At 70.1% G+C, this 24,429-nt stretch carries 18 protein-coding genes; 8 read left to right on the top strand and 10 right to left on the bottom strand.

Annotated features, from left to right (window positions below; translation table 11 throughout):
* The first annotated feature begins 9 nt into the window (after positions 1–9).
* Positions 10–498: an NUDIX hydrolase gene (locus tag E2F49_RS05400; protein ID WP_133392902.1), complete on the top strand. Its 489-nt coding sequence runs from the start codon at positions 10–12 to the stop codon at positions 496–498.
* Positions 499–514: 16 nt separating this feature from the next.
* Here the strand turns inward: E2F49_RS05400 and E2F49_RS05395 are convergent, their stop codons facing one another.
* On the bottom strand, positions 515–1,033 hold the full coding sequence (locus tag E2F49_RS05395; RefSeq protein WP_133392901.1) for a GNAT family N-acetyltransferase: 519 nt from the start codon (positions 1,031–1,033) through the stop codon (positions 515–517).
* A gap of 115 nt (positions 1,034–1,148) precedes the next feature.
* On the opposite strand from E2F49_RS05395, the gene mprF reads away from it, so the two are divergent.
* Positions 1,149–3,728 (top strand): bifunctional lysylphosphatidylglycerol flippase/synthetase MprF, encoded by a 2,580-nt coding sequence (mprF, locus tag E2F49_RS05390; protein ID WP_133392900.1) that lies wholly within the window; start codon positions 1,149–1,151, stop codon positions 3,726–3,728.
* Positions 3,725–5,083, top strand: coding sequence for a virulence factor family protein (locus E2F49_RS05385; protein ID WP_133392899.1), 1,359 nt, complete (start codon positions 3,725–3,727; stop codon positions 5,081–5,083). The genes mprF and E2F49_RS05385 overlap by 4 nt, the downstream gene beginning before the upstream one ends.
* 27 nt (positions 5,084–5,110) lie before the next feature.
* Here the strand turns inward: E2F49_RS05385 and mfd are convergent, their stop codons facing one another.
* The 3 genes from mfd to E2F49_RS05370 form a co-directional block, all read right to left on the bottom strand.
* Positions 5,111–8,623, bottom strand: coding sequence for a transcription-repair coupling factor (gene mfd / locus E2F49_RS05380; RefSeq protein WP_133392898.1), 3,513 nt, complete (start codon positions 8,621–8,623; stop codon positions 5,111–5,113).
* A gap of 159 nt (positions 8,624–8,782) precedes the next feature.
* A complete protein-coding gene (locus tag E2F49_RS05375; protein ID WP_055248698.1) occupies positions 8,783–9,358 on the bottom strand; it encodes a GNAT family N-acetyltransferase in 576 nt (191 codons plus the stop codon).
* A 122-nt stretch (positions 9,359–9,480) separates the two neighbouring features.
* Entirely contained in the window at positions 9,481–10,338 is an 858-nt protein-coding gene (locus E2F49_RS05370) for a 23S rRNA (adenine(2030)-N(6))-methyltransferase RlmJ (RefSeq protein ID WP_133392897.1), read from the bottom strand.
* 260 nt (positions 10,339–10,598) lie between these two features.
* On the opposite strand from E2F49_RS05370, the gene creB reads away from it, so the two are divergent.
* The 5 genes from creB to E2F49_RS05345 all read left to right on the top strand — a co-directional run bounded on the left by creB (position 10,599) and on the right by E2F49_RS05345 (position 15,932).
* The gene (gene creB, locus E2F49_RS05365) at positions 10,599–11,276 is read left to right on the top strand and encodes a two-component system response regulator CreB (protein WP_133392896.1); all 678 of its coding nucleotides are present in this window, start codon (positions 10,599–10,601) and stop codon (positions 11,274–11,276) included.
* Position 11,277: 1 nt separating this feature from the next.
* On the top strand, positions 11,278–12,708 hold the full coding sequence (gene creC, locus E2F49_RS05360) for a two-component system sensor histidine kinase CreC (protein WP_133392895.1): 1,431 nt from the start codon (positions 11,278–11,280) through the stop codon (positions 12,706–12,708).
* 85 nt (positions 12,709–12,793) lie between these two features.
* Positions 12,794–14,173, top strand: a complete 1,380-nt coding sequence (gene creD / locus E2F49_RS05355) for a cell envelope integrity protein CreD (RefSeq protein WP_133392894.1) — start codon at positions 12,794–12,796, stop codon at positions 14,171–14,173.
* Positions 14,174–14,442: 269 nt separating this feature from the next.
* Positions 14,443–15,051, top strand: a complete 609-nt coding sequence (locus E2F49_RS05350; RefSeq protein WP_208004806.1) for a GNAT family N-acetyltransferase — start codon at positions 14,443–14,445, stop codon at positions 15,049–15,051.
* Positions 15,048–15,932 carry a carbon-nitrogen hydrolase family protein gene (locus E2F49_RS05345; RefSeq protein ID WP_133392893.1) on the top strand — a complete coding sequence of 295 codons (885 nt, stop codon included), beginning with the start codon at positions 15,048–15,050 and terminating at the stop codon, positions 15,930–15,932. The genes E2F49_RS05350 and E2F49_RS05345 overlap by 4 nt, the downstream gene beginning before the upstream one ends.
* Positions 15,933–16,334: 402 nt before the next feature.
* Here the strand turns inward: E2F49_RS05345 and E2F49_RS05340 are convergent, their stop codons facing one another.
* The 6 genes from E2F49_RS05340 to phoB all read right to left on the bottom strand — a co-directional run bounded on the left by E2F49_RS05340 (position 16,335) and on the right by phoB (position 24,316).
* Entirely contained in the window at positions 16,335–16,871 is a 537-nt protein-coding gene (locus E2F49_RS05340) for a phosphatase PAP2 family protein (RefSeq protein ID WP_133393466.1), read from the bottom strand.
* A complete protein-coding gene (locus tag E2F49_RS05335) occupies positions 16,852–18,042 on the bottom strand; it encodes a glycosyltransferase family 4 protein (protein ID WP_133392892.1) in 1,191 nt (396 codons plus the stop codon). The genes E2F49_RS05340 and E2F49_RS05335 overlap by 20 nt, the downstream gene beginning before the upstream one ends.
* Before the next feature lie 115 nt (positions 18,043–18,157).
* On the bottom strand, positions 18,158–19,666 hold the full coding sequence (gene ppx / locus E2F49_RS05330; RefSeq protein ID WP_055249866.1) for an exopolyphosphatase: 1,509 nt from the start codon (positions 19,664–19,666) through the stop codon (positions 18,158–18,160).
* Positions 19,667–19,865: 199 nt separating this feature from the next.
* Positions 19,866–22,004 (bottom strand): polyphosphate kinase 1, encoded by a 2,139-nt coding sequence (ppk1, locus tag E2F49_RS05325; RefSeq protein WP_133392891.1) that lies wholly within the window; start codon positions 22,002–22,004, stop codon positions 19,866–19,868.
* Positions 22,001–23,329 carry a phosphate regulon sensor histidine kinase PhoR gene (gene phoR, locus E2F49_RS05320; RefSeq protein WP_133392890.1) on the bottom strand — a complete coding sequence of 443 codons (1,329 nt, stop codon included), beginning with the start codon at positions 23,327–23,329 and terminating at the stop codon, positions 22,001–22,003. Before phoR ends, ppk1 begins: the two co-directional genes overlap by 4 nt.
* A 297-nt stretch (positions 23,330–23,626) precedes the next feature.
* Complete coding sequence (phoB, locus tag E2F49_RS05315) at positions 23,627–24,316, bottom strand: phosphate regulon transcriptional regulator PhoB (RefSeq protein ID WP_055248679.1); 690 nt, start codon at positions 24,314–24,316, stop codon at positions 23,627–23,629.
* Positions 24,317–24,429 lie beyond the last annotated feature (113 nt).

The raw sequence follows: 24,429 nt of genomic DNA, 5'->3' as shown, positions 1-24,429 counted from the left end.
GACCTGCGCATGCCCTATACCCCGATCGTCGCCACGTTGGGCTACGTGCTCTCGCCCGATCGTCGCCAGGTGCTGATGATCCATCGCAACGCGCGGCCCGGCGACCATCACCTGGGCAAGTACAACGGCCTCGGCGGCAAGGTCGAGCCGGACGAGGATGTCGTCGCCGGCATGCGCCGCGAGATCATGGAAGAGGCCGGCATCACCTGCGAGGCGATGACCCTGCGTGGCACGATCAGCTGGCCGGGCTTCGGCAAGCACGGCGAGGACTGGCTGGGCTTCCTGTTCGTGATCGACGGCTGGAGCGGCACGCCGATGACCTCCAATCCGGAAGGCACGCTGGAGTGGGTCGACGTCGACCGCATCCTCGAACTGCCGCTGTGGGAAGGCGACCGCCAGTTCCTGCCACTGGTGTTCGATGACGATGCGCGCGCATTCCACGGCGTGATGCCGTATCGCGACGGGCGCATGCAGTCCTGGTCGTTCTCGCGGCTTTGAGCGGGCAGCAGGGCACTCAGCCGGCGTCGAAGGCCGCGTCGTAACGCACCTCGGCCGTCGGTATCGCAGCGCCGAAGGACAGGCACTGGAAGTATCCGGGCGGCACGCCGGGCAGCTGCAGTCGCGGGTCGGTGATGAAACCGAAGCGCGCGTAGTACGCCGGATCGCCGAGCAGCACGCAGCCGGCCGCGCCGATCGCCCGCAGGCGCGCCAAAGCCGCCTCCATCAGCGCGATGCCGATGCCCTGTTGCTGCAGGGCCGGCTCGACCGCGATCGGTCCGAGTCCGTGCCAGCCGGGCGTGCCATCGGACAGGGTCACCGGTGAGGTCAGCACACAGCCGACCACCACTCCGGCATGCAAGGCCAGCAGCGAGACCGACGCCTTGCCGCGTGCCTCCAGCGCTGCGGCAATCGCCGCCTCCGTCCCATCTGCGTGCGGCGCATCGCGAAACGCGCGGGTGATCAGGGCATCGCGCGCTGCGGTCTCGGTAGCACCGCATTCGCGAATCGTCAGGTCCCTGGAGCTCGTGTGCATCGCAGAAGTCTAGTGGGCCGCGAGCCGGGCTGACAGCGACACCGCCCGGGCGCCGCAGGTGTATGCTCCGCCGCCATCGCGTCCGCAATCGGGCGGACGCAGGCGAGGGGTTCGCATGGCGGTGTCGTTCCGGCGTTCGCTGCAGGCTCTGACCGCGCGCGTGCTCGCGCATGCAGACACGCTGCGCCCGATCGTGATCGGCCTCGGTGTCCTCGCCATCGGCACTCTGCTGGTCGTCGCGCTGCGTGGCTTCTGGCACGAGCTGCGCTACCAGGACATCGTCGCCGCGATCGAGGCCACGCCTGCGTCGCGCATCGCGCTGGCGGCGCTGGCGACGGCCGTCAGCTTCGCCGCGCTGGTCGGATACGACGCCAGTTCGCTGCGCTACGTCGGCGCGCGCGTGCCCGCGCGCACCATCGCCAAGACCGCCTGCGTGGCCTACGCACTGAGCAATACGATCGGGCTGGGCGTGTTCACCGGTGGCGCGGTGCGGATGCGGCTCTACGGCGCGGCCGGCGTGGAGCCTGCGGTCGTTTCGCGCGCGATCGTCTTCAACGCGCTGGTCTTCGGCCTGGGCGCCTGCGCGGTCGGCGGTGCGGGCCTGTGGTGGGACGCGACCGCGCTCGCGCCGTTGTTGCGCCTGCCGGCCTGGGCGGTCGCCGCGTGCGGCGCGGTCGCGATGGGTGCGGTGCTGCTGGTGCTGGTGCTGTGCCAGGTGCGTGGCCGCATGGGCCGCCTGCGCCTGCCGTCGCCGCGACTGGCATGGACGCAACTGGCGCTGTCGGTGCTCGACATCACCGCCGCTGCCGCGGTCCTGTGGCTGCTGTTGCCCGAAGGCGCCGTGGGCTTCGCGACCTTCCTCGGCTTCTATGCGGCAGCGGTCGTCATCGGTGTGATCAGTCACGTGCCCGGCGGCCTGGGCGTGTTCGAAGCGGTGATGCTGGTCGCGCTCGGCAGCAGCGTGCCGGCGGGCGAGCTGGCCGGCGCCCTGGTGCTGTACCGGCTGGTCTATTACGTGCTGCCGTTGCTGATCGCGCTGGGGGTGTTGATCGCCCACGAGAGCGGGCAGCTGGCCACGCCGGCGCGACGCTTCCTGTCGGGCATGGCGCCGCGCGTGCTGGCCGGGGCGACGCTGGTCGCCGCGGTGATGCTGCTGGTCTCCGGTGCGATCCCGGCCACCGGGCGCGCCCTGCAGACGCTGCAGGTGCTGCCACTGCCGCTGGTGGAGGCGGCGCACTTCCTCAGTTCGATCATCGGCGTGCTGCTGCTGTTCGTCGCGCGGGCGTTGCTGCGGCGGCTCGACGCGGCCTGGTGGGCGGCGGTGGTGCTGGTGGCACTGGCGCTGCTGTTCGCCCTGCCCAAGGGCCTGGCGCTGACCGAAGCGGTGGTGCTGTCGGCGCTGCTGGTCGCCCTGCTGGCCTCGCGCCGGTCGTTCAAGCGCCGCGCGTCGCTGCTGGCGGTGCCGTTCACCGGCGGCTGGCTGCTGGCGATGGCGGTGATCTGCATCGCGGTGACCGGGCTGCTGTTCTTCGCGTATCGCGACGTCGCCTACGCGCACCAGCTGTGGTGGCAGTTCGCGGTGTCGGGCGAGGCGCCGCGCTCGCTGCGCGCGATGGTCGCCGTGGCGGTCGTCGCGCTGGTGCTGGCATTGCGCCAGCTCGTGCGTCCGGGCATGCCCGCGCCGCCCTTGCCCGACGCCGCACAGCTCGCGCAGGCGCAGGCGATCCTGCGCACGCAGTCGCAGGCCGATGCGGGCCTGGTGCTCACAGGCGACAAGCATCTGCTGTTCTCCGAGACGGGCGATGCGTTCCTGATGTACGGCCGCCAGGGCCGCTCGTGGATCGCGCTGTTCGACCCCGTCGGCCCGCGCGACTCCTGGCCGGAGCTGGTCTGGCGCTTCCTTGAACTCGCCCGCGACGCCGGCGCGCGCGGCTGTTTCTACCAGGTCGGCCAGGATGCGCTGCCGCTGTATCTCGACGCGGGTCTGCGGCTGTTCAAGCTCGGCGAGTACGCGAGCGTGCCGCTGGCCGGGTTCTCGCTGCAGGGCAAGCGGCGCGGCAATCTGCGTACCGCGGTGAACCGGGCCGAGCGCGAAGGCCTGACCTTCGCGATCGTCGATATCGCCGACGTGCCCGCCCTGGTACCGGCCTTGCGCGCCGTGTCCGATGCCTGGCTCGGCGAGCATCGCGCAGCGGAGAAGCGTTTCTCGATCGGTGCGTTCGATGCCGACTACATCGCGCGCAACCCCGTTGCGGTGGTGCGAGATGGCGATCGCATCGTTGCGTTCGCGAGCCTGCTGGTGGCCGGCGATCCCGCGCGTGGCGATGCCGAGGCCAGCATCGATCTGATGCGGCACGTGCCCGACGCGCCCTCCGGCGCGATGGATTTCCTGTTCGCACGGCTGTTGCAGCATCTTGCCGCGGCCGGCTACGTGCAGTTCGGCCTCGGCATGGCGCCGCTGTCGGGCATGGCCGCGCATGCGCTGGCACCGAACTGGCATCGCATGGGACGGCTGCTGTTCGCGCGCGGTGAGCAGTTCTACAACTTCCGCGGCCTGCGCGCGTTCAAGGACAAGTTCGATCCGCACTGGCAGGCGCGTTATCTGGCATCGCCGGGCGGCGTCGCGCCACTGCTGGTGCTGGCCGATGCGGCGGCGCTGGTCGCGGGTGGCTATCGGGGAGTACTGACGAAATGAGACGACTCTGGACCTGCGTGTGCGCGCTGCTGATCGCGATGCCGGTGGCCGCGCAGGAGCGCGTCAGCCACGGGTTTTTCCAGGACATCGCGGTGACGCGCCCGGCGAAGGCGGCGACGCATACCGTGCTGCTGCTCGGCGCAGGCGACAAGCCTGCGGTTGCTCAGGCGCAGGCGCTGGCGCGGGACGGCGCACTGGTCGCGGCGATCGACGTGGCGCGTCTGCAGGCCGCGTTCGCGAAGGACACCGGCCCTTGCGCATTCCCCGACGGCGACCTCGAGAACCTCTCGCACTGGCTGCAGGGCTATGCGCGACTGCCCGATTACCGTCCGCCGGTGCTGGTGGGGCAGGGGGGCGGCGCGGCGATCGTCTACGCGATGGCGGCCCAGGCCGATCGCGGCGTCTTCGCCGGCGTGATCACGCTTGGGCCGCTGTCGACGCTGGCGCTCGGAAAACCACCGTGCAAGGGCGCGGGCACGCTGTTCGCCGCGCAGACGCCGTTGCCGAAGGTCGTGACGCTGCAGGCGGTGCCGGCGCTCCAGACGCCGTGGCTGGCATTGGGCGATGCGCGGGCGCTGCCCGCGTTGCAGGCCTTCGCGGGTGGGACATCGGGCGCGGCGGTGCGCGGGCATGGCGATGCGATCGCCCCGCTGGTCGCCGCGGTGCGTGCACTCGCCACCGCCTCGGCGCGCACGCAGCCCGCGCCGCCGCCGGCCGACGTTCGCGATCTGCCGCTGGTCGAAGTCCCGGCGACCGGCGCCGCGCAACCCGTGTTCGCCGTGCTGCTCAGTGGCGACGGCGGCTGGGCGGGACTGGATGCCGAGGTCGCCGGTGCGCTGGCCGCGCGCGGCATCCCGGTCGTCGGCTTCGACTCGCTGCGCTACTTCTGGTCGGCGCGGACGCCCGACGGCCTCGCCGGCGATCTGGACCGCGTGGTGCGCACCTACGCCGCGCGTTGGCAGCGTCCGCGCGTGCTGCTGATCGGGTACTCGCAGGGCGCCGATGTGCTGCCGTTCGCGGTCAACCGGCTGCCGGCGGCGACCCGCGCGACCGTCGCGCACACGGTGCTGATGGGGCTGGGCAAGCGCGCATCCTTCGAGTTCCACGTCGGCAACTGGATCTCGGCCGGGGACGACGACGCGCTGGAGATCGCGCCGGAAGTCCTGCGCCTGTCGGCCGACCACACCTTGTGCATCGAAGGCGAGGGCGACAGTGACGCGACCTGCGCCAGGCTGCCGCCGGGCCACGTTACCGTGCGCACGCTGCCCGGTGGCCACCACTTCGGCGGCGACTACGCCGCGCTGGCCGATCTGATCCTGCGCAGCACCGGCGAGGTGGCCGGGGCTGCGCGCTGACGCGTCGGCCGTACGCGGGCCGCGCGGTCACGCGGCGCGTGCGGGCGCCAGCGCGATCAGCAGGCCGCGCGCCGCCTGCATGCGGGTCTCCGCATCGGGCAGGTCCAGGGTGATGCGCAACTTGTCCGGCCCGTCCATGCGGTAGCGCTGCGGCTGTCCCTGCACGAGGCGGATGACCGCCATCGGGTCGACCTTCGGCTTCTCGACGAACTGCACGCGGCCGCCGGCTTCGCCGAGGTCGAGCTTGCGCAGGCCCAGCGCGGTGGCCTGCAGCTTGAGATCGGCGATCTGGAACAGGTGCTTCGCCGGGTCGGGCAGCAGCCCGAAGCGGTCGATCATCTCCACCTGCAGTTCGCGCAGCTTGTCGGCATCCCGGGCACCGCTGACGCGCTTGTAGAGCATCAGGCGCGTGTGCACGTCGGGCAGGTAGTCCTCGGGAATCAGCGCAGGCACGTGCAATTCGACATCGGCGCCACGCGCCTCCACTTCGTCGACGTCCGGCAGCTTGCCCTGGCGGATGCTGCGCACCGCGCGTTCCAGCAGTTCGGTGTAGAGGCTGAAGCCGACCTCGGCCATCTGGCCGCTCTGGCCTTCGCCGAGCAGTTCGCCGGCGCCGCGGATCTCCAGGTCGTGGGTCGACAGGGTGAAGCCGGCGCCCAGCTCGTCCATCGATGCGATGGCTTCCAGCCGCTTCTTCGCATCGCTGGTGATGCTGCGCTGGTCGGGCGTGACCAGATAGGCGTAGGCGCGGTGATGCGAGCGACCGACGCGGCCGCGCAGCTGGTGCAACTGCGCGAGGCCGAACTTGTCGGCGCGGTTGATGATGATGGTGTTGGCGTTCGGAATATCGATGCCCGACTCGATGATCGTCGAGCACAGCAGCACGTTGAAGCGCTGCTTGTGGAAGTCGAGCATCACGCGCTCCAGCTCGCGCTCGGGCATCTGCCCGTGGGCGATGCCGATGCGCGCATCGGGCACCAGTTCCTGCAACTGCCGCTGCATGCGGCCGATGCTCTCGACGTCGTTGTGCAGGAAGTAGACCTGGCCGCCGCGGCTGAGTTCGCGCTGGAAGGCCTCGCGCAGCTGCGCGTCGTCCCAGGGCACGACGAAGGTCTGCACCGCGAGGCGATGCGCCGGCGGCGTCGCGATGATCGACAGGTCGCGCAGGCCGGCCATGGCCATGTTGAGCGTGCGCGGGATCGGCGTCGCGGTCAGGGTCAGCAGATGCACGTTCGCGCGCAGCGCCTTCAGCGCCTCCTTCTGGCGCACGCCGAAACGCTGCTCCTCGTCGACGATGACCAGGCCCAGTTCCTTGAAGCGCACGTCCTTCTGCAGCAGGCGGTGGGTGCCGACGATGACGTCGATCTGCCCCTCGGCGACCTTGTCGAGTGCCGCCGAAATCTCCTTCGTGCTCTTGAAGCGCGAGAGCACTTCCACGCGCAGCGGCCAGTCGGCGAAGCGGTCGCTGAAGTTGCGGAAGTGCTGCTCGGCCAGCAGCGTCGTCGGCACCAGCACGGCGACCTGCTTGCCGGCAGCCGCGGCGACGAAGGCCGCGCGCACCGCGACCTCGGTCTTGCCGAAGCCGACGTCGCCGCAGACCACCCGGTCCATCGGCTGGCTGCTGGCCAGGTCGCGGATCACCGCCTCGATCGCGGCGTGCTGGTCGGGCGTTTCCTCGAACGGGAACGCCGCCGCGAACGGCTCGTACATCGCGCGGTCGACTTCCAGCGCCAGGCCGGCGCGCGCCTGGCGCTTGGCCTGGATCTCCAGCAGTTCGGCGGCGACATCGCGGACCTTGTCGGCAGCCTTCTTCTTGGCCTTGGTCCAGGCCTCGCCGCCGAGCGAATGCAACGGCGCGGTTTCCGGCGACGCGCCCGAGTAGCGGTTGACGAGATGCAGTTGCGCGACCGGCACGTACAGGCGATCGCCCTTGGCATATTCGATGTCGAGGTATTCGCCGGGCTGGCCGCCTGCCTCGAGCACGATCAGCCCGCGATAGCGGCCGACACCGTGGTCTTCGTGGACGATCGGAGACCCCTCGCTGAGCTCGCCGAGGTCGCGGATGATCGTGTCCGGATCGCGGCCCGCGCGCTTGCTGCGGCGCCGCGGCTGCGCGGCGCGGTCGGGGAACAGCTGGCGCTCGGTGAGCACCGTGACCTGCGGCACGTCCAGCGCGAAACCGTCCTCCAGCGGCGCCACCGCGATCGCGAAGCGCGTGTCGCCGGTGACGAAGCCGGTGAAATCCTGCAGCACGGTCGGCCGCAGGTCAGCGGCGTGCAGCACCTCCAGCAAGGCTTCACGGCGGCCGGCGGTGTCGGCGGCGACGAGCACGCGGCCCGGATAGCTGCCGAGGAACGACGACAGAGCCGCGCCGGCGGACTGCTCGCGCGCGGCGACGGGGAGGTCGGGCGCGGGTTGTTCGCCGAGCTTGCCGGCCTGCTCGAAGCGCGGATGCGTCGCATCGCAGACCTCGATGCGCACGCCCTGGTTCAAGCGTTCGCGCAGCGTGTCCGGCGGCAGCCAGAGCTCGGCCGGCGACAACAGCGGGCGTTCGATGTCGTGGCGCAGCTGGTCGTAACGGTGGGCGATCTGGTCCCAGAACTGGTCGCTGCAGGCCGTCGTGCCGGCATCGATCACCGGCAGGGCATTGGCCGGCAGGTAGTCGAACAGCGTCGCGGTGGCGGTCGCCGCGGCATCGCGCTCGGCCAGCGCACGGCGCGGCGTTTCGAAGAACAGTGGCAGGTAGTACTCGATGCCGGCCGGCGTCGCGCCGGCCTTGAGGTCCTGGTACAGACCGCTGCGGCGGGTGTCGATGTCGAAACGCTCGCGCAGCGCATCCATCGCGCGCGTGGTCGACGCGTCGTCGAGCGGCACCTCGCGCCCGGGCAGCAGGCGCAAGGCCTCGATCTTGTCGAGCGAGCGCTGGGACTCGGGATCGAAGGCGCGGATGGTTTCGATCGCGTCGTCGAACAGTTCGATCCGGTAGGGCTGGTCGGCGCCCATCGGGTAGACGTCGAGCAGGCCGCCGCGCACGGCGAAATCGCCGGGGTCGTGGACCTGCGGCACGTGCGCGTAGCCCGCCGCTTCCAGGCGCCGCTTCTCGGCATCGAGATCGAGCGTCTGCCCGACCTTGAGGTCGAAACTGCTGCCGGCGATGTGCTTCACCGGCGCGAGGCGCTGCATCAGGGTCTGCACCGGCACCACGACGATGCCGCGCTTCAGAGACGGCAGGCGATGCAGCGCGGCCAGTCGCTGCGAGACGATGTCCGGATGGGGACTGAAGCGGTCGTAGGGCAGGGTTTCCCAGTCGGGGAACGGCACGACGGGCAGATCGGAATCATCGCCGCCGAGCGTGCGCAGGTCGTGTTCGAGCTGGTGAGCGCCGTGGTTGTCGCGCGCGACCAGCAGCAGCGGACCCGCGTGCGCTCGCGCCGCCTGCAGCACCGCCCACGCCAGGGCGCTGCGACTGGCCGGCGCGCGCCACCAGGCGCGTGCATGACCGGTGGAGGGCAGGGGCGGAGCGGGGACGGCGTGGGGCATGCGGATTTCCGTGGAAAGCGGAGCACAAAACGACGAAAGCGCCGAAAGCCAAGCGGCCGGCGCGGATCAGGCTGTGAAGTTTAGACGACCGCGTCGCAGGGCCTGCGACGGCGGCTGCAGGTGGCGCGCAGACGCGCGACACCCGGTGTCGATGCGGGATCAGCCGAGGCGGACGTTCGGCGTGGTGTCGACGATCTGCTTTTTGAGTTCCAGCGAGACCCGCACCATGCCCGGCGCTTCCACGGCCTGCTGCTGGAAACTCAATGACTTGGCGAGCGCGAGCATGGGCTCGTTCTCTTCCAGCACGTCACCGAAGATCCGCTCCAGGCGCTTGCCCTTGGCCCAGCGCACCAGCCTGCGCAGCATGTGCCGCCCCAGGCCCATGCCGGCCACATAGTGGCTGACGAGGATGTGGAACTCGGCCTGGCGCGTGCCGGGCAGCACCGCCGCGCGGGCCACGGCGCCAACCAGCGCGTCACCGGGTGTATAGGGCTCGGCAGCGACCAGCACGAACTCGGACTTCGGGTTGGGCTGGGTCAGGCGGTTGGCCGTCTCCGGGGAGAGTTCGGTCTTCGCATACAGGAAGCGCTGGCGGACCTCGTCGGGTTCGAGCAGCGCGAAGGCCGCCCGCAGCGGCTCGGCATCGGCGGGACGAATGGGACGGATCAGCACCTGTCGACCATTGGCGAGGCGGATTTCCTCGTGCCACGGGGGAAGTCGGTTGCGTGCAGTCATCGAGATTCGCGTTTCGTACGGAGTGCAACGACCTTACCCGGAGCGTCTATTCACGAACCGTGAAGGATCGCCGCCAGATTCGGACGATTTCCGTATTCATCCCCCTGTTCGCAGCGCGCGGTTCAGGCGGGCTCGCGGATCCAGTGCAGCCGGGTGTCGGCGCCAGTCTCGCCCAGGGCACCGCGGAGGGCTTCGAGCGCCGGCGCCAACGCAGTCGCCAGTTGCCATGGCGGGTCGAGGATCAGCAGGCCGCTGCCGTTCATGCGCAGCGGCGAATCGTCGGCCCGGACCAGCAGTTCGACGACCAGCGTGGCCTTGGTCTGCAGCTTCGCCGCTTGCCGCATAAAAGGTGTGAGCGTGCGGCGCTGCTTGACCGGATACCACAGCATCTGGATGCCCTGCGGCCAGCGCGCCAGCGCGTCGCGCATCGCGTAGAAGGCGGTGTCGAACTCGGCGATCTGCGCCTCGTAGGGCGGGTCGATCAGGACCAGCCCACGATTGAGCCGCTGCCCACCGTGCCTGGGTGGCAGCAGCGCCTTCATCGCCGCGTAGCCGTCGGTGGCGTGTACGGCGACGCGGGCATCGCCGCCCATCGCGTGGCGCAGGGCGCCGGCCACGGCAGATTCGGTTTCGCAGCAGGCGATACGGTCCTGTTCGCGCAGCGCATGCGCCAGCAACCACGGCGAGCCCGGATAGGCGTCGGCGCCGTGGAGGGCGCGGCAGGCCTTGACCGCATCGAGATAGCGCGCGACCAGCGGCTGGCGCGGCGCGCTGGCCAGCAGCAGGCTGATGCCGTCGTCGGCCTCGGCGGTGCGCCGCGCGCGGGCGTCCTGCAGCCGGTACAGGCCGGCACCGGCATGGGTGTCGAGCGCGAAACAGGCGGCGGGCTTGGCGGTCAGCGCGTCGCAGATCGCGAGCAGCACCACGTGCTTGAGAACGTCGGCGTGGTTGCCGGCATGGAAGGCGTGCTGGTAGTTCATCGTGCACAGCGTAGCGGGACGGCGCGCCGGGCGCGGGGCGCATTCGCGTATGCCACGTCGTCACCGTCCCAAGTGCCTAAGGCACAAAGCGAATTTGCCGGTCGTCACCCGGCCGCCAGCGGCGGCACAGTGGTTTTCTAGCGCGCACTGCGCGACGGGACGCGGGCACCGGAGAGAGCGCGAGACCGCGGCACACGGCGGGTGCAAGGCGAAGCGCGTCCCGCGGGTTAGCATTCCGGCGACCCCCATTGCGCGCGCACATGAGCCACATCCTGCTGGTCGAGGACGAGACCGCGATCGCCGACACCGTGGCCTATGCGCTGCGCGCCGAAGGGCATGCAGTGCTGCATTGCCTCGACGGCGGCAGCGCGCTGCAGGCCGTCGGGTCGCAGCGCTTCGATCTGGCGATTCTCGATGTCGGCCTGCCGGACATCAGCGGCTTCGCGTTGTGCGGTGAGCTGCGCCGGCGCGCGCCGTTGCCGGTGGTGTTTCTCACCGCGCAGGCATCGGAAGCCGAACGCGTGCTCGGCTTCGACCTCGGCGCCGACGACTACATCGCCAAGCCCTTCTCGCTGCGCGAACTGCTGGCCCGGGTGCGCGTGGCGTTGCGCCGGGGGACGCCGGTCGCCGCCGACCCGGCGCCGGGCGGCGGTGCGTTCGAGCACGACATCGAGGGCCGGCGCATCCGCTATCACGGCCAGATGCTCGATCTCACCCGTTACGAATACGGTCTGCTGGCGGCGCTGCTGGCCCGGCCCGGCGCCGTGCTGACGCGGGCGCAGCTGATGGACCGCGTCTGGGGCGATGCGCTCGACAGTGGCGACCGCACCGTCGACACCCACGTCAAGACCGTGCGCGGCAAGCTGCGCGCGGTCGCGCCGGATCGCGATCCCCTGCGCACGCATCGTGGCATCGGCTATTCGCTGGATCTCGACTGACGTGCGCATCGGCCTGCGCATCCTGCTGGGCTACTTCCTGATCGTCGCACTGGCGGCATTCCTGCTGATGCGCGTCTTCACCCAGGAGATCAAGCCGGGCGTGCGCCAGGCGATGGAAGACACGCTGGCCGACACCGCCAACGTGCTTGCGGAACTGGCGACCGACGACTTTCTCGCCGGCCGCATCGACGACGGTCGCTTCGCCACGCGCGTGCGGGCCCTGCGCGAGCGCACCATCGACGCCAGCATCTGGGGCTTTCGCAAGGCGCAGGCCGACTACCGGGTCTACGTGACTGACGCCGCCGGGACGGTGGTGTTCGACTCGTCGGGACGCGATCGCGGCCGCGACTTCTCGCGCTGGAACGATGTCTACCTCACCTTGCGCGGCCGTTACGGCGCGCGCTCCACGCGCAGCGACCCGGCCGACGACGGCACGTCGGTGATGCACGTCGCCGCACCGATCCGCGACGGCAACCGCATCGTCGGCGTACTGACCGTCGCCAAGCCCAACAGCGCGATCGCGCCGTTCATCGCGCGCAGCGAGCGCACGATCCTGCGCTGGGGGTTCGTGCTGCTGGGCACGGCGCTGGCGGTCGGACTGCTGGCCGCGTGGTGGCTGTCGCGGCAGCTCGGCGGTCTGCGCCGCTATGCCGACAAGGTCACGGCCGGCGAACGCGCGACGCTGCCGCGCGCGGCCGGCGAGTTCGGCGATCTGGGCCGCGCGCTGGAAACGATGCGCGAGCGCCTCGAAGGCAAGCAGTACGTCGAGCGGTACGTGCACGCGCTGACCCACGAACTCAAGGCGCCGCTGGCGGCCGTGCGCAGCGCGTCCGAACTGCTGGAGGCGCCATTGCCCGAGGCCGACCGCGCGCGTTTCGCGGCCAGCGTGCGCGAGCAGAGCGAGCGCATGGCGCAGATGATCGACAAGCTGCTGGCGCTGGCCGCGGTCGAACATCGCCAGCGGATCGAGGACCCGGCCGACATCGACGTGGCGACGCTGGTCGACGCGGCGGTCGCGCCCTTTGCGGATCGCGACGTGGCGGTACGCGTCCGGCAGGCGTCGGACATCCCGGTGCCCCGTACGCGCGGCGATGTCTTCCTGCTGCGCCAGTTGCTGTCGAATCTGGTCGACAACGCCTGCGACTTCTCGCCGCCGGGTGGCACGGTCGACGTGTCCGTCAGCGTGACCGCCGATCGGCTGCGCATCGCCGTCGCCGACCGCGGCCCGGGGATTCCGGACTACGCCCTGCCGCGGGTGTTCGAGCGTTTCTACTCGCTGCCACGGCCCGGTGGGCGCAGTCGCAGCAGCGGTCTCGGTCTTGCCTTCGCCGCGGAGGTCGCGACGCTGCACGGTGGCGACGTGCGGCTCGAGAACCGCGACGGTGGCGGGACGCTCGCCACGCTCGAGCTGCCGCTGGCGCCTGCCGGCTGAGACTTCTTCCCCGCTTCACACAGCCCACCGCCTGTCGCCATCGACCGGGCGCAGCCTGCGCGCACCCAATGCAAGGAGTGTCGCGATGCGACTGATGCTGAAGATCCTGATCGTCGCCGGGTTGAGCCTGGCGATCCTGATTCCCCTGGTCCTGATCCGCGCGGTCATCCAGGACCGCGAACAGCACCGCGAGGCCGCCGTCGCGCGGATCGCGTCGAGTGAGGCCGGTGCGCAGTCGCTGGGCGCGCCGGTGCTGATCGTGCCGTACACCGAGCGCGTGGAAGTCGAGCAGACCGATGCCGAAGGCCGGGTCACCGGTCGCGTCTGGCGCGATCGCAGCGGCCACTGGACGTTCTTCCCGAAGGTCATGGACATGACCGGCACGCTGACGCCCTACCTGCGCCAGCTCGGCTTGCACGACGTGCGCATGTACGCGCTGGGCGGACAGTTGTCTGCCGACTTCGACGTGCGCATTCCCGCCGACGGCGAGGGCGACTCCCCGCGTCGCATCGGTACGCCGTGGATCAGCTACGCCATTGCCGACGTGCGGGGTCTGCGGGGCACGCCACGGCTGCGCATCGACGGGGCAACGGTCGCGCTGGCGCAGGGCGCGGGCGGCGAAGGCGGCAGCGGTCTGCACGCCACGCTGGACCGGCCGTTGATCGCCGGCGCACCGCTGCGTCTGCGCACGGTCGTGGATTTCGAGCTCACCGGTGCCGAAACCCTGGCAGTGGTGCCGCTGGCCGACGAGAACCGGGTGACGCTGCGCTCGGCCTGGCCGCACCCGCAGTTCAACGGCCGCTTCCTGCCGCGCACGCGCGACGTCCGCCAGGACGGCTTCGATGCCGAGTGGGCGATCTCGTCGCTGGCCAGCGATGCCCAGCTGCAGTACCGCAACGGCACGCGCGCCGACAGCCGGACCGCCGCCCTGCTGCGCGAGCAGGGCGACATCGGCATCGACGTGCTGGGGATTTCGCTGGTCGACCCGGTCGACGCCTACACGCGCGCCGACCGCGCCAGCAAGTACGGCATCGTCTTCGTGCTGCTGACCTTCACCGCGTTCTTCATGTTCGAGATGCTGCGCGGTCTGCGCATCCACCCGATCCAGTACGGTCTGGTAGGGCTGGCGTTGGCGATTTTCTTCCTGCTGCTGCTGGGCCTGTCGGAGCACATCGCGTTCGCGTACGCCTATCTCGCCGGCAGCATCGCCTGCATCGGTCTGATCGGCGTGTACCTGAGTGCGGTACTGCGCAGCCGGCTGCGCGGACTCGGCTTCGCCGCCGGCCTGGGGTTGCTGTACGCCGCGCTGTACGGGCTGCTGGTGTCGGAGGACAACGCGCTGGTGCTGGGCGCCGGCCTGCTCTTCGTCTGTCTGGCCGCGATCATGCTGGTCACGCGTCACGTCGACTGGTACCAGGTGGGCGCCACACCGGCCGCCGTGCCGCCGCCGTTGCCGAAGCACTGACGGACGTTGTCGCGGGCACTTGATGCGCGGCTCCGCTTCAAGCCCTCCCCGCAAGCGGGGGAGGGTTGGGTGGGGGCGGACCGTCAGCGCAGGACGATGGCCGGGTCCGGATACTGGCCGGTCCCTTGCTGCCGGTTTCCAGGGCGAGTCGGCGCTATCCCACCCGTCCCGCACGCGAGCAAAAAGGCAGGGCGTTTCCGCGTGCCGCGGCCACGCTGCGTTCCGCTTCCGCGACGCGAGCGCCACGACACGCATGCAAGACTGGATGCATGACCGTGCAGACCCCCACCGTGCGCGCGCTGGCCGGCGCCGCGATCCAGCCCTGGCTCGAATCCGTCGCGCAGCTGCGCATGACGGTGTTCCGCGACTGGCCCTACCTCTACGCCGGCGACGCCGCTTACGAACGCGATTATCTGCAGACCTATGCGCGCTCGCCGCGCAGCGTGTTCGTGCTGGCCTTCGACGACGACACCGTCGTCGGCGCCTCGACCGGCCTGCCGCTGGCCGACGAGGACGCCGCATTCCAGGCACCGTTCGTCGATCAGGACGTCGCCGTCGACCGCGTGTTCTATTTCGGCGAGTCGGTGCTGCTGCCGCACTGGCGCGGCCACGGCCTCGGTCATCGCTTCTTCGATCTGCGCGAGGCGCATGCGCGCGCACTGGGCGACTTCGATCTGACCGCGTTCGCGGCGGTCGATCGTGCGCGGGATGATCCGCGTCGCCCACAGGATCATCGCGACAACGATGTCTTCTGGCACAAGCGCGGTTACGTGCGGCAGCCGGGCATGACGATGCTGTTGCGCTGGCACGAAGTCGACGCCGGCGAGGTACTGCACCCGCTGACGTTCTGGACGCGCCCGCTGGAGGCTGCGGCATGAGGGTCGCCGCGGCGCGCTACGCGATCGGCATGCCGCCGGACTTCGACGCCTTCGCTGCCCACCAGCGGCGCCTGCTCGGCGACGCCGCCGGGCAGGGCGCGCGGGTCGCGGTGCTGCCGGAGTACCTCGCGCTGGAACTCGCCGCGACCTTCGACGATGGCGTGCGCGGCGACACGCTCGCCTCGCTCGCGGCCGTGCAGACCTACCGCGAGGCATGGCTGGCGCTGTTCGCCGGCATCGCCCGCGACACCGGACTGCACATCGTTGCCGGATCGTTTCTCGTCGACGTCGGTGGCGGGCGGTATCGCAACCGCAGCGATCTGTTCTCGCCCGATGGTGGCCACGGCTGGCAGGACAAGCTGCAGCTGACCGGTTTCGAGAAGAAGACCGGGGTGATCGAGCCGGGCGACGCGCTGAAGGTGTTCGACCTCGGCGGCGTGCGTGCCGGCATCGCGATCTGCTACGACATCGAGTTCCCGCTGCCGGTCCGCACGCAATGGGAGGCCGGTGCGCGCCTGTTGCTGGTGCCCAGCTGCACCGACACCGCGGCGGGGGCAACGCGTGTGCGCACGGGATGTCTGGCGCGCGCGCTGGAGAACCGCTGTTTCGTCGCGCAGTCGGTGACCGCGGGCGAGGCACCGTGGACGCCGATCCTCGACGTCAACACCGGCACCGCCGGTCTGTTCGCACCGATGGACGTGGGATTCCCGGCCGACGGTGTGCTGGTCGACAGCGGCGACACCGATGTGTGGGCGATCGCCGATATCGATGTCCAGGCACTGGAGTCCGCGCGTGCGGGCGCGCAGGTCGAAAACGATCGCGATTGGGCGGCGCAGACGCGGCCGGCACTGGTGCGGGCGGTGTTGTCGCCTTTGGACTGACGGTCCGCAGGCAGAGCCGACTCCGGAAGGGCATCGGCCTGCCGGCCGGAAGCCGCTTATCCCTCGGTCAAGGCATCCTGCCTTGACTCGGGCGCGCGCCATCCCTGGCGCGCTCGGCGCGGCCACCGGCCGCCAGTCCGCTGCCTCCCACTTTCAGATCGTGCCTTCATCCGGAACAAGCGCATCGCCTGCTTGAAAGAGTCGCGAACTTGAAGCCGCAGCGCATTGTGCCGGCAGGGGGTTGCGTAGAGCGGACCATGGATGGCCCGCGGCGGCGAGTCAGGCATGGATGCCTGACCGAGCCGAGGAGTAACCCCCGGACGGCGCAACGCCGTCTCCGAAGCCGAGTTCCGGGGCAAACAGACCGAAATATCGTCCCTCGGTATCGGGCGTCGCGCAGGATCAGATGATCCCCACCACCCACAGCGACGTGGCACCGAGCCCGCTGCCGATTGCTGTGGCCGCCAGTACATCGCTGGGATAGTGCAGCCCCAGCACCACACGCGAGGCCGCGACACTCGCTGCGAACGGCACCAGCACGCCGGCCAGTGTCGGATACCAGGCCACCGCGACGATCGAGAACGACACCGCGTGCAGCGTGTGGCCGGACGGGAAACTGAACTCGTCGAGCGGTGCGACCCAGGCGCGGATGCGACCGTCGGCGGCGAAGGGTCGCGGGCGCTTGGTCCAGCGCTTGAGCGACTTGTAGAGCAGCAGCGCGATGCCGCCGGTCAGCGCCATGTGCGCGGCGGCCATCACGCCCTGGACGCCGTCGAGCAGTACCAGCGCGGCCATCAGCAGATACCAGAACACGCCGTCGCCGAGGCGACTGACGGTCGCGAAGTAGCGGCGGATCCAGCGGGAAGTGCACGCGCGGTTGGCGCGCAGGCACCAGCCGGTGTCGTGATGGAGCAGTCGGCTACGCGGCGTGGCGTGCATCGGCATCCTCGGCATCGCTCGGGGCGGGAAGCGGGGCGCGCGGACCTGCGGCACGGCCACGCAGGCCGACCAGCAGCGCATCGAGATCGTCGGCGACGTGCGCGGGCGTCAGCCGGCGCATGGCTTCGCGCGCAGCCAGGCCCATTGCCCGGCGCGTGTCTGCATCGCCGGACAGCGCGACCGCGGCCGCGATGAAGGCGTCCTCGTCATCGCCGGCGATGCGCGCGCCATGGTGACCGTCGCAGAGGTGTTCGGTGGCGGCGCCATGGTCGAAGGCGACCTGCGGCACGCCGCAGGCCATCGACTCGAGCACCACGTTGCCGAAGGTCTCGCTGCGGCTGGGAAACAGGAACAGGTCGGCGCTGGCGAAGTGCCGGCCGAGATCGTCGCCCCGTTGGGATCCGGCAAAGATGAAATCGGGATGGGCAGCCTGCAACGCGGCGCGTTCGGGGCCGTCGCCGACGAACACCATGCGGGCGTCGGAACGTTGGGCCTGCAGCGCACGAAAAGCGCGTACCGCGAGGCCGAGGTTCTTCTCGGCGGCAACGCGGCCGACGTGGATCGCGACGAGACCGCCCTTGGTTACGCCCCATGCGGCGCGAAGTGCAACATCGCGTCGCGCCGGATCGAACTGCTGGCAGTCGACCGCGCGCGACAGCACCACCGGATGACCGATGCCGGCCTCGCGCAGTTCGGCGGCAAGCGCGCGGGTCGCGACCAGGGTCGCGTCGGCGCGCGCATGGAAGCGTCGCATCCACGACAGCGCGGCCGGCTGCAGCCATGGCGCGCCGTAAGCGGCCATGTAAAGATCGAAGCGCGTATGCAACGCGGTGACGACGGGAATGCGCAGCGCCTGCGCGGCGTCGAGGGCCGACCAGCCCAGCGGGCCTTCGGTGGCGACATAGATCGCATCGGGTCGTGCGCTGCGCCAGCGGCTGCGCAGCCGCTGACCGGCCGGGAGCGCGAGGCGCAGGCCGGGATAGCGGGGCACGCGCAGACCGCGGATGCGCAGCGTCGTGGCGTCACTGCCCGGCGGCTCTCCGATGCGCGCGGGGCGGACGACTTCGACCGTGTGCCCGCGTGCGCGCAGGCCGCGGACATAGGATTGCAGCGTCAGTGCCACCCCGTTGATGTCGGGGGTGTAGGTATCGGTGACGATCGCGTAGCGCATCGTTCGGTCCGGTCGCTGGCTGGATGCAGCTTGGGACACCTCGATGCCGGTCCGATGACCGCGGCTTGACGCTTCGGTGACAGCGAACGCCTGGAACGGGCGGACGCGCGCCGGCTCACTCCGCCGTCAGGGCGAGCGTCACGCCGAGCGGTGCGAGATCGTCGGGTTCGCCTTCCAGATCGGTCCGCAGCAGCGGACGCGCTTCCAGCCACTGTCGCGGCAGCCGCAGACGCAGCAGCGGGCCATCGGCGGTCGCTTCCAGGCGCGGAATCTCGTCGGCCTCGTGGCTGCGGTGCAGCAGCACGGCCAGCCGCAGCAGCGCGGCGGTGCGGCGTGCCTGCAGCAGCAGGCGATCGGGCAGCGCCTCGAACGCGGACTTGCCGATCTTGCGGCGCTGGCAGCGCACCAACGTCGCGAGGAACTGCTGCTCCTGGCGCGAGAAGCCGGCGATGTCGGAATGCTCCAGCACGTAGGCGCCGTGCACGTGGTACTGGCTGTGCGCGATGGCCAGACCCAGCTCGTGCACGCGGCACGCCCAGGCCAGCATGCGCAGATCGTCGCCGTCGAGGCTCCAGCTGCGCGCGACCTGGTCGAACAGGCGCAGCGCGGTCGCCTCGACGCGCGCGGCCTGCGCCTGGTCGATGCCGTAACGCTGCACCAGCGCCTCGATCGACGCCTCGCGCGGATCGTCGCCGCCGCCACGGCCGAGCATGTCGTGCAGCACGCCTTCGCGCATCGCCGCCTTGCTGACCTGCATGCGCTCGATGCCCAGCACCTGGAACGCCGCTTCGAGCACCAGCACGCCGCCGGCGATGATCGGCCGGCGGTCGTCGGACAGACCCGGCAGCGCGATCGCATCGATGTGGCCGGCCTGCAGCAGCGTGTCGCGCACGACCGGCAGCGCCTGCGCGGTCACCGCGCCCTTGGTCAGCTTCATCGCCGCGCAGATTTCGCCGATCGCCTTGTTGGTGCCCGAGGCGCCGACCACTTCCTGCCAGCCGAGCGCGCGATAGGTGCTGGCGAACTGCTGGAATTCCGCGGCGACCTCGGCCGAGGCCTCGCGCCAGCGCTTCCTCGACAGCTTGCCGCCGGGGAAGAACCGCCGCGTGCTGGCAACGCAGCCGATCTGCAGGCTTTCGCGCTCCAGCGCATCGAAGCCGCTACCGATGATGCATTCGGTGGAACCGCCGCCGATGTCGATGACCAGCCGCCGCTGCCCGGGCTTGGGTGGCTGCGCGTGGGAGACGCCCAGATAGATCAGGCGTGCTTCCTCGCGGCCGGAGATCACTTCGATCGCATGGCCCAGCGCGGTTTCGGCCGGCACCAAGAAGGCCTGCGGCGCGGCGAGCCGGCGCACGGTGTTGGTCGCCAGCGCACGCACGCGCTGCGGCGGGATGTCGCGGATGCGCTGGCCGAAACGCGACAGGCATTGCAGCGCACGCTGGCGCACCTCCGCGCTCAGGCCGCCACGGCTGTCGAGACCTTCGGCCATGCGCACGGTCTCGCGCAGACGGTCGACCACGCGCAGCTGGCCCAGCGTGTAGCGGGCCACGACCATGTGGAAACTGTTGGATCCCAGATCGATCGCGGCGAGCATCTCGCCGTCCTCGAGCGGTGCCGTCATCGCCTCGGCGAGCGCGAGCGTTTCATGACCGGTCATGGGGTTCCTGCGTGGCGCGGCGCATGGTGCGCCTGCGGCGTTGGGGGAGCGGGCATGTTAAAGCATGCCGCGCGGCACTCCCGGCGGCGTTGCGGAGTGCGGCGGACGTGCAGTCCGGGGCCGTGGCCGGCGTAAGTAATGGCCGCACACGTGTCCGGGTCGCTCAGCCGCACAGGTTCGCGAGCAGCCAGCCCTGCGCCGAATGCGGCATCGCATCGTCCTCGGGCTTGAGCTTCACGTAGCTGCCGTCGTCGCGCAGTTCCCAGGCGTTGAGGTTGTCGGCCAGGTAGTTGTCCAGCGACTCGGTCTTCACCCGTTCGGCAATCTCCGGGTCGAGGATCGGGAAGCCGGTTTCCACGCGGCGCAGCAGATTGCGTTCCAGCCAGTCCGCGCTGGCGCAGAACAGGTCCGGCTGGCCGTCGTTGCCGAACCAGTACACGCGGTGGTGTTCGAGGAAGCGGCCGACGATCGACCGCACGCGGATGTTGTCCGACACGCCCGGCACGCCGGGACGCAACGCGCAGGCGCCGCGCACGATCAGGTCGATCTGCACGCCGGCCTGCGAGGCGACGTAGAGCGCGCGCATGACCTGCGGCTCGTTGAGCGCGTTCATCTTGGCGACGATGCGTGCCGGGCGTCCGGCGCCGGCATGCGCGGTTTCGCGTTCGATGCGTGCGATCACCCCCGCGTGCAGCGTGAAGGGCGACTGCAGCAGGCGCTTGAGTCCGATCGCCGGCGCCAGGCCCGACATCTGCTGGAACAGCAGGTGCACGTCGTTGCCGATGTCCGGGTCGGCGGTCAGCAGGCCGAAGTCGGTGTACACGCGCGCGGTGCCGGCATGGTAGTTGCCGGTGCCCAGATGGATGTAGCGACGCAGCTTGCGGCCCTCGCGGCGCACGATCAGCAGCATCTTGGCGTGAGTTTTGTAACCGACCACGCCGTAGACGACCTGCACGCCGGCCTCCTGCAGGCGGTCGGCGAGGCCGAGGTTGGCCTCCTCGTCGAAGCGCGCACGCAGTTCGACGACGACGGTCACGTCCTTGCCGTTGCGCGCCGCCTGCACCAGATGCTCGACGATCGCCGAGTCCTTGCCGGTGCGGTAGAGCGTCTGCTTGATCGCCAGCACGTTCGGGTCTTCGGCCGCCTGCTTGATCAGCTCGAGCACCGGCGCGAACGAATCGAAGGGGTGGTGCAGCAGGATGTCGCCGTCGGCCACCAGTTCGAACATCGCGTCGGTGCCCTTGAGCTGACGCTGCTGGAAGGTGGGGAACTTCAGGTCGGGGCGCTGTACCAGATCGAAGATCTGGCTGATGCGGTTGAGGTTGACCGGCCCGTCGATGCGGTAGACCGCGTTCTCGGGCAGGTCGAAATTCTGCATCAGCGTGCGCACGATCGGCTTGGGGCACTTGGCCGAGATCTCCAGCCGCATCGCGCGCAGGTAGCCGCGTCCGGCGAGTTCATCGCGCAGCGCGAGCGCGAGATTGTCGATCTCCTCCTCGTCGACGATCAGTTCCGAATTGCGGGTCACGCGGAACTGGTAGGCGCCCTTGACGTCCATGCCGGGGAACAGCTCGTGCACGAATTCCGACAGCACCGACGACAGGAACACGAAGTCGTACTCGCCGCCGGAAATGCTTTCGGGTAGCTGGATGATGCGCGGCAGCGAGCGCGGCGCACGCACGATGGCGAGGTTGCCCACGCGGCCGAACGCGTCCTTGCCCTTGAGCGCGACGACGATGTTGAGCGACTTGTTGAGGATCTTCGGGAACGGGTGCGAGGGGTCCAGACCCAGCGGCGAGAGCACCGGCATGACCTCGTCGCGGAAGTAGGCGCGCAGCCAGCGGATCTGGCGCGCGGACCATTGCTGCGGGCCCAGCACGCGCACGCCGGCCTCGGACATCGCGGGGCGCAGCACCTGGTTCCAGCAGTCGTACTGCGCCTCGACCAGCTGCGCGGTGCGCTCGTGGATGCGCCTGAGCACGGTGGCCGGCGTGAGCCCGTCGGGCGGCAGCGGTACGCCGAAATCCTGCGCATGGCGCATGGTCGCGGCGCGGATCTCGAAGAATTCGTCGAGGTTGGTGCAGGAGATGCACAGGTACTTCAGGCGCTCGAGCAGCGGTACCGACTCGTCCTGGGCCTGCGCCAGCACGCGGAAGTTGAAGTCCAGCTGCGAGATCTCGCGATTGAGATACAACGCCGGATCGCGCAGCGGGTCGACCGTCTCCACTGCCGTATCGACGTTCGCGTCCTGGACGTGGCCGGATTTCGCGGCCTTGCGGACGCGCGGGCGGGCGGCACTCATGCGGTGGCTCCGTAGTACTGGGGATCGCGTGCACGCACGCGGTCGGCGGTGAAGTGACAGGCGAAGCGGCTGCCGCGACCGACTTCGCTGTCGATCTCCAACCGCGCCTGGTGCAGGTGCAGCACGTGCTTGACGATCGCCAGGCCCAGGCCCGTGCCGCCCGATTCGCGCGAGCGGCTGGTCGACACGCGATAGAACCGCTCGGTGATGCGCGGCAGGTGCGCGGCCGGAATGCCGTAGCCGGTGTCTTCGACCGACAGCGCCACACCGCCACCGGTCAACGGCGCGTAGCGGATGGTGATGCGGCCGCCCGCGGGCGTGTAGCGCACCGCGTTGCTGACCAAGTTGGAGAACGCGCTGTGCAGTTCGCGTGTCGAGCCGACGAGATCGGTCGGCGAGCTGTCTTCGACCGCGATCGTGTGCCGGCCCTGGCTCAGGACTTCCAGTTCGCGGCGCAGCGTGGCGAGCATCGATGCCATCGAGACCGTCTCGTCGCCGATGCTCTCCTGCGCCTCGAGGCGCGAAAGGGTCAGCAGGTCCTCGACCAGCTGGGTCATGCGCTGCGACTGGTTCTGCATCTCGGCCAGCATCGGGGCCCACTCGGGCTGATCGGCGGGGTCGAGCATTTCCAGATAGCCGTGGACCACGGTCAGCGGCGTGCGCAGTTCGTGCGAGACGTTGGCGACGAAATCGCGACGCATCTGCTCGAGCTTCATGATGCGGGTGACGTCGCGGGCCAGCAGCAGCCACAGGTCGTCGGAGTAGGGAATCAGGCGCAGTTCCAGGCGCGTGCCCGAGGAGTGCGGAGAGGGCACGTCGAGCATCGGCTCGGCGCGACGCCCCTGCGCCAGCCAGTGCGCCACCGGCAGCGGCTGCAGCGTGTCGCCGACCGGCTTGCCCAGATCGCGCGGCATCTGCAGCCCCAGCAGCGTGGTTGCCGCGCGGTTGAACCACTGCACGCGCTGGCTGTTGCGATCGACGACGACCACCGCATCCGGCAGCGCCGCCGCCACTGCGCGATAGGCGCGCAGCATGCCGATCAGGCGCCGCTTGCGCGCGCGCATGTCCTGTTGTCCCCGGTGCAGCATGCGATCGGTCTCCTGCCACACGCCGTCCCCTTGCGGCGGTGGTACGCGGCTGCGCGAGGTCAGTCGCGCGAGCAGGTCGTACAGCTTCCAGTAGTGCCAGGCGACGACGCCCAACGCGGCCACCGCCAGCGCCATCCAGATGTGGTCCACCAGTGCCCCCACGATCGCCGCCACCGCGAGCACGGCGATCAGCTGCAGCAGTGTTCGGGTCCAGGCGGCATGGATGCGGGGCGGCATGCGATCGAGTCTAGGCAAGGTCAGGTGACAGATTGACGTATTGAAGCAGGGTGCACAGGGTGTTGCGCTTGCTGATGTCGCGGCGCACCGGGTGCTCAGCGGATCGCGCTTCGGCCTTGGCTATCGCCGTTGTGATGGCCGCGACGCCGTTCCATGAAGCGCGAAGCCGTCATTGCGGTCCGCAGCCTCGGAGGGCGCCGCACATCCACGTGCGGCGCCCTGCCCGGATGTGCGATCCGTGGCCTGCCGCCGGGAATGTCACAGGCGGGCAGAGCGGCGACTGATGCTTCGATGTGGTCAGACCGACGCCGAAAACCGGTAACCCGACCCACGCACCGTCTGCACCATCCCGTCCAGCCCACTCGGCTCCAGCGTCTTGCGCAGCCGGCGGATGTGCACGTCGACGGTGCGTTCCTCGACGTAGACGCTGCCGCCCCAGACGTGGTCGAGCAGCTGCGAGCGGCTGTAGACGCGTTCGGGGTGGGTCATGAAGAAGTGCAGCAGGCGGTATTCGGTCGGGCCGATGGTCACCGGCGCGTCGCCGGCGAACACGCGGTGCGCGGCGCCGTCGATGCGCAGGGCGCCGACGCTGACGCTGCCGTCCTCGTCGTCGTCGCGGGCGCGGCGCATGACCGCGCGGATGCGTGCCAGCAGTTCGCGGGCCGAGAACGGCTTGACCACGTAGTCGTCGACGCCGGCTTCCAGTCCGCCGACGCGGTCGTTCTCCTCGCCGCGGGCGGTGAGCATGATGATCGGGATGTCGCGGGTCAGCGCGTCCTTGCGCCAGCGGCGCGCCAGTTCAAGACCGCTGGTGCCGGGCAGCATCCAGTCGAGCAGGATCAGGTCGGGCACGCGGTCGACGATCGCCGACTGGGCCTCGCGCGCGTCGCCGGCGTGCATCGGCTCGAACTCGCCCTTGCGCAGGGCGAAGGCGACCATGTCGCGGATCGCCGGTTCGTCGTCGACGATGAGAATGCGTTTCTGCATGGAACGGTCCGTGGCCCGGTGGGTGGCGCCATTACACGACAGTTTTATGACGGTTTGGCGACATGCGGCAGCCCGCTTCGCAGGCGGCGCCGGGCCCGCAGGAACCGTTGCAG

The sequence above is a fragment of the Luteimonas terrae genome (assembly GCF_004358165.1).
Taxonomy (GTDB): domain Bacteria; phylum Pseudomonadota; class Gammaproteobacteria; order Xanthomonadales; family Xanthomonadaceae; genus Luteimonas; species Luteimonas terrae.
The sequence above is the reverse complement of the archived record's forward strand: the minus strand, read 5'-3'. Positions and strand labels throughout refer to the sequence as shown.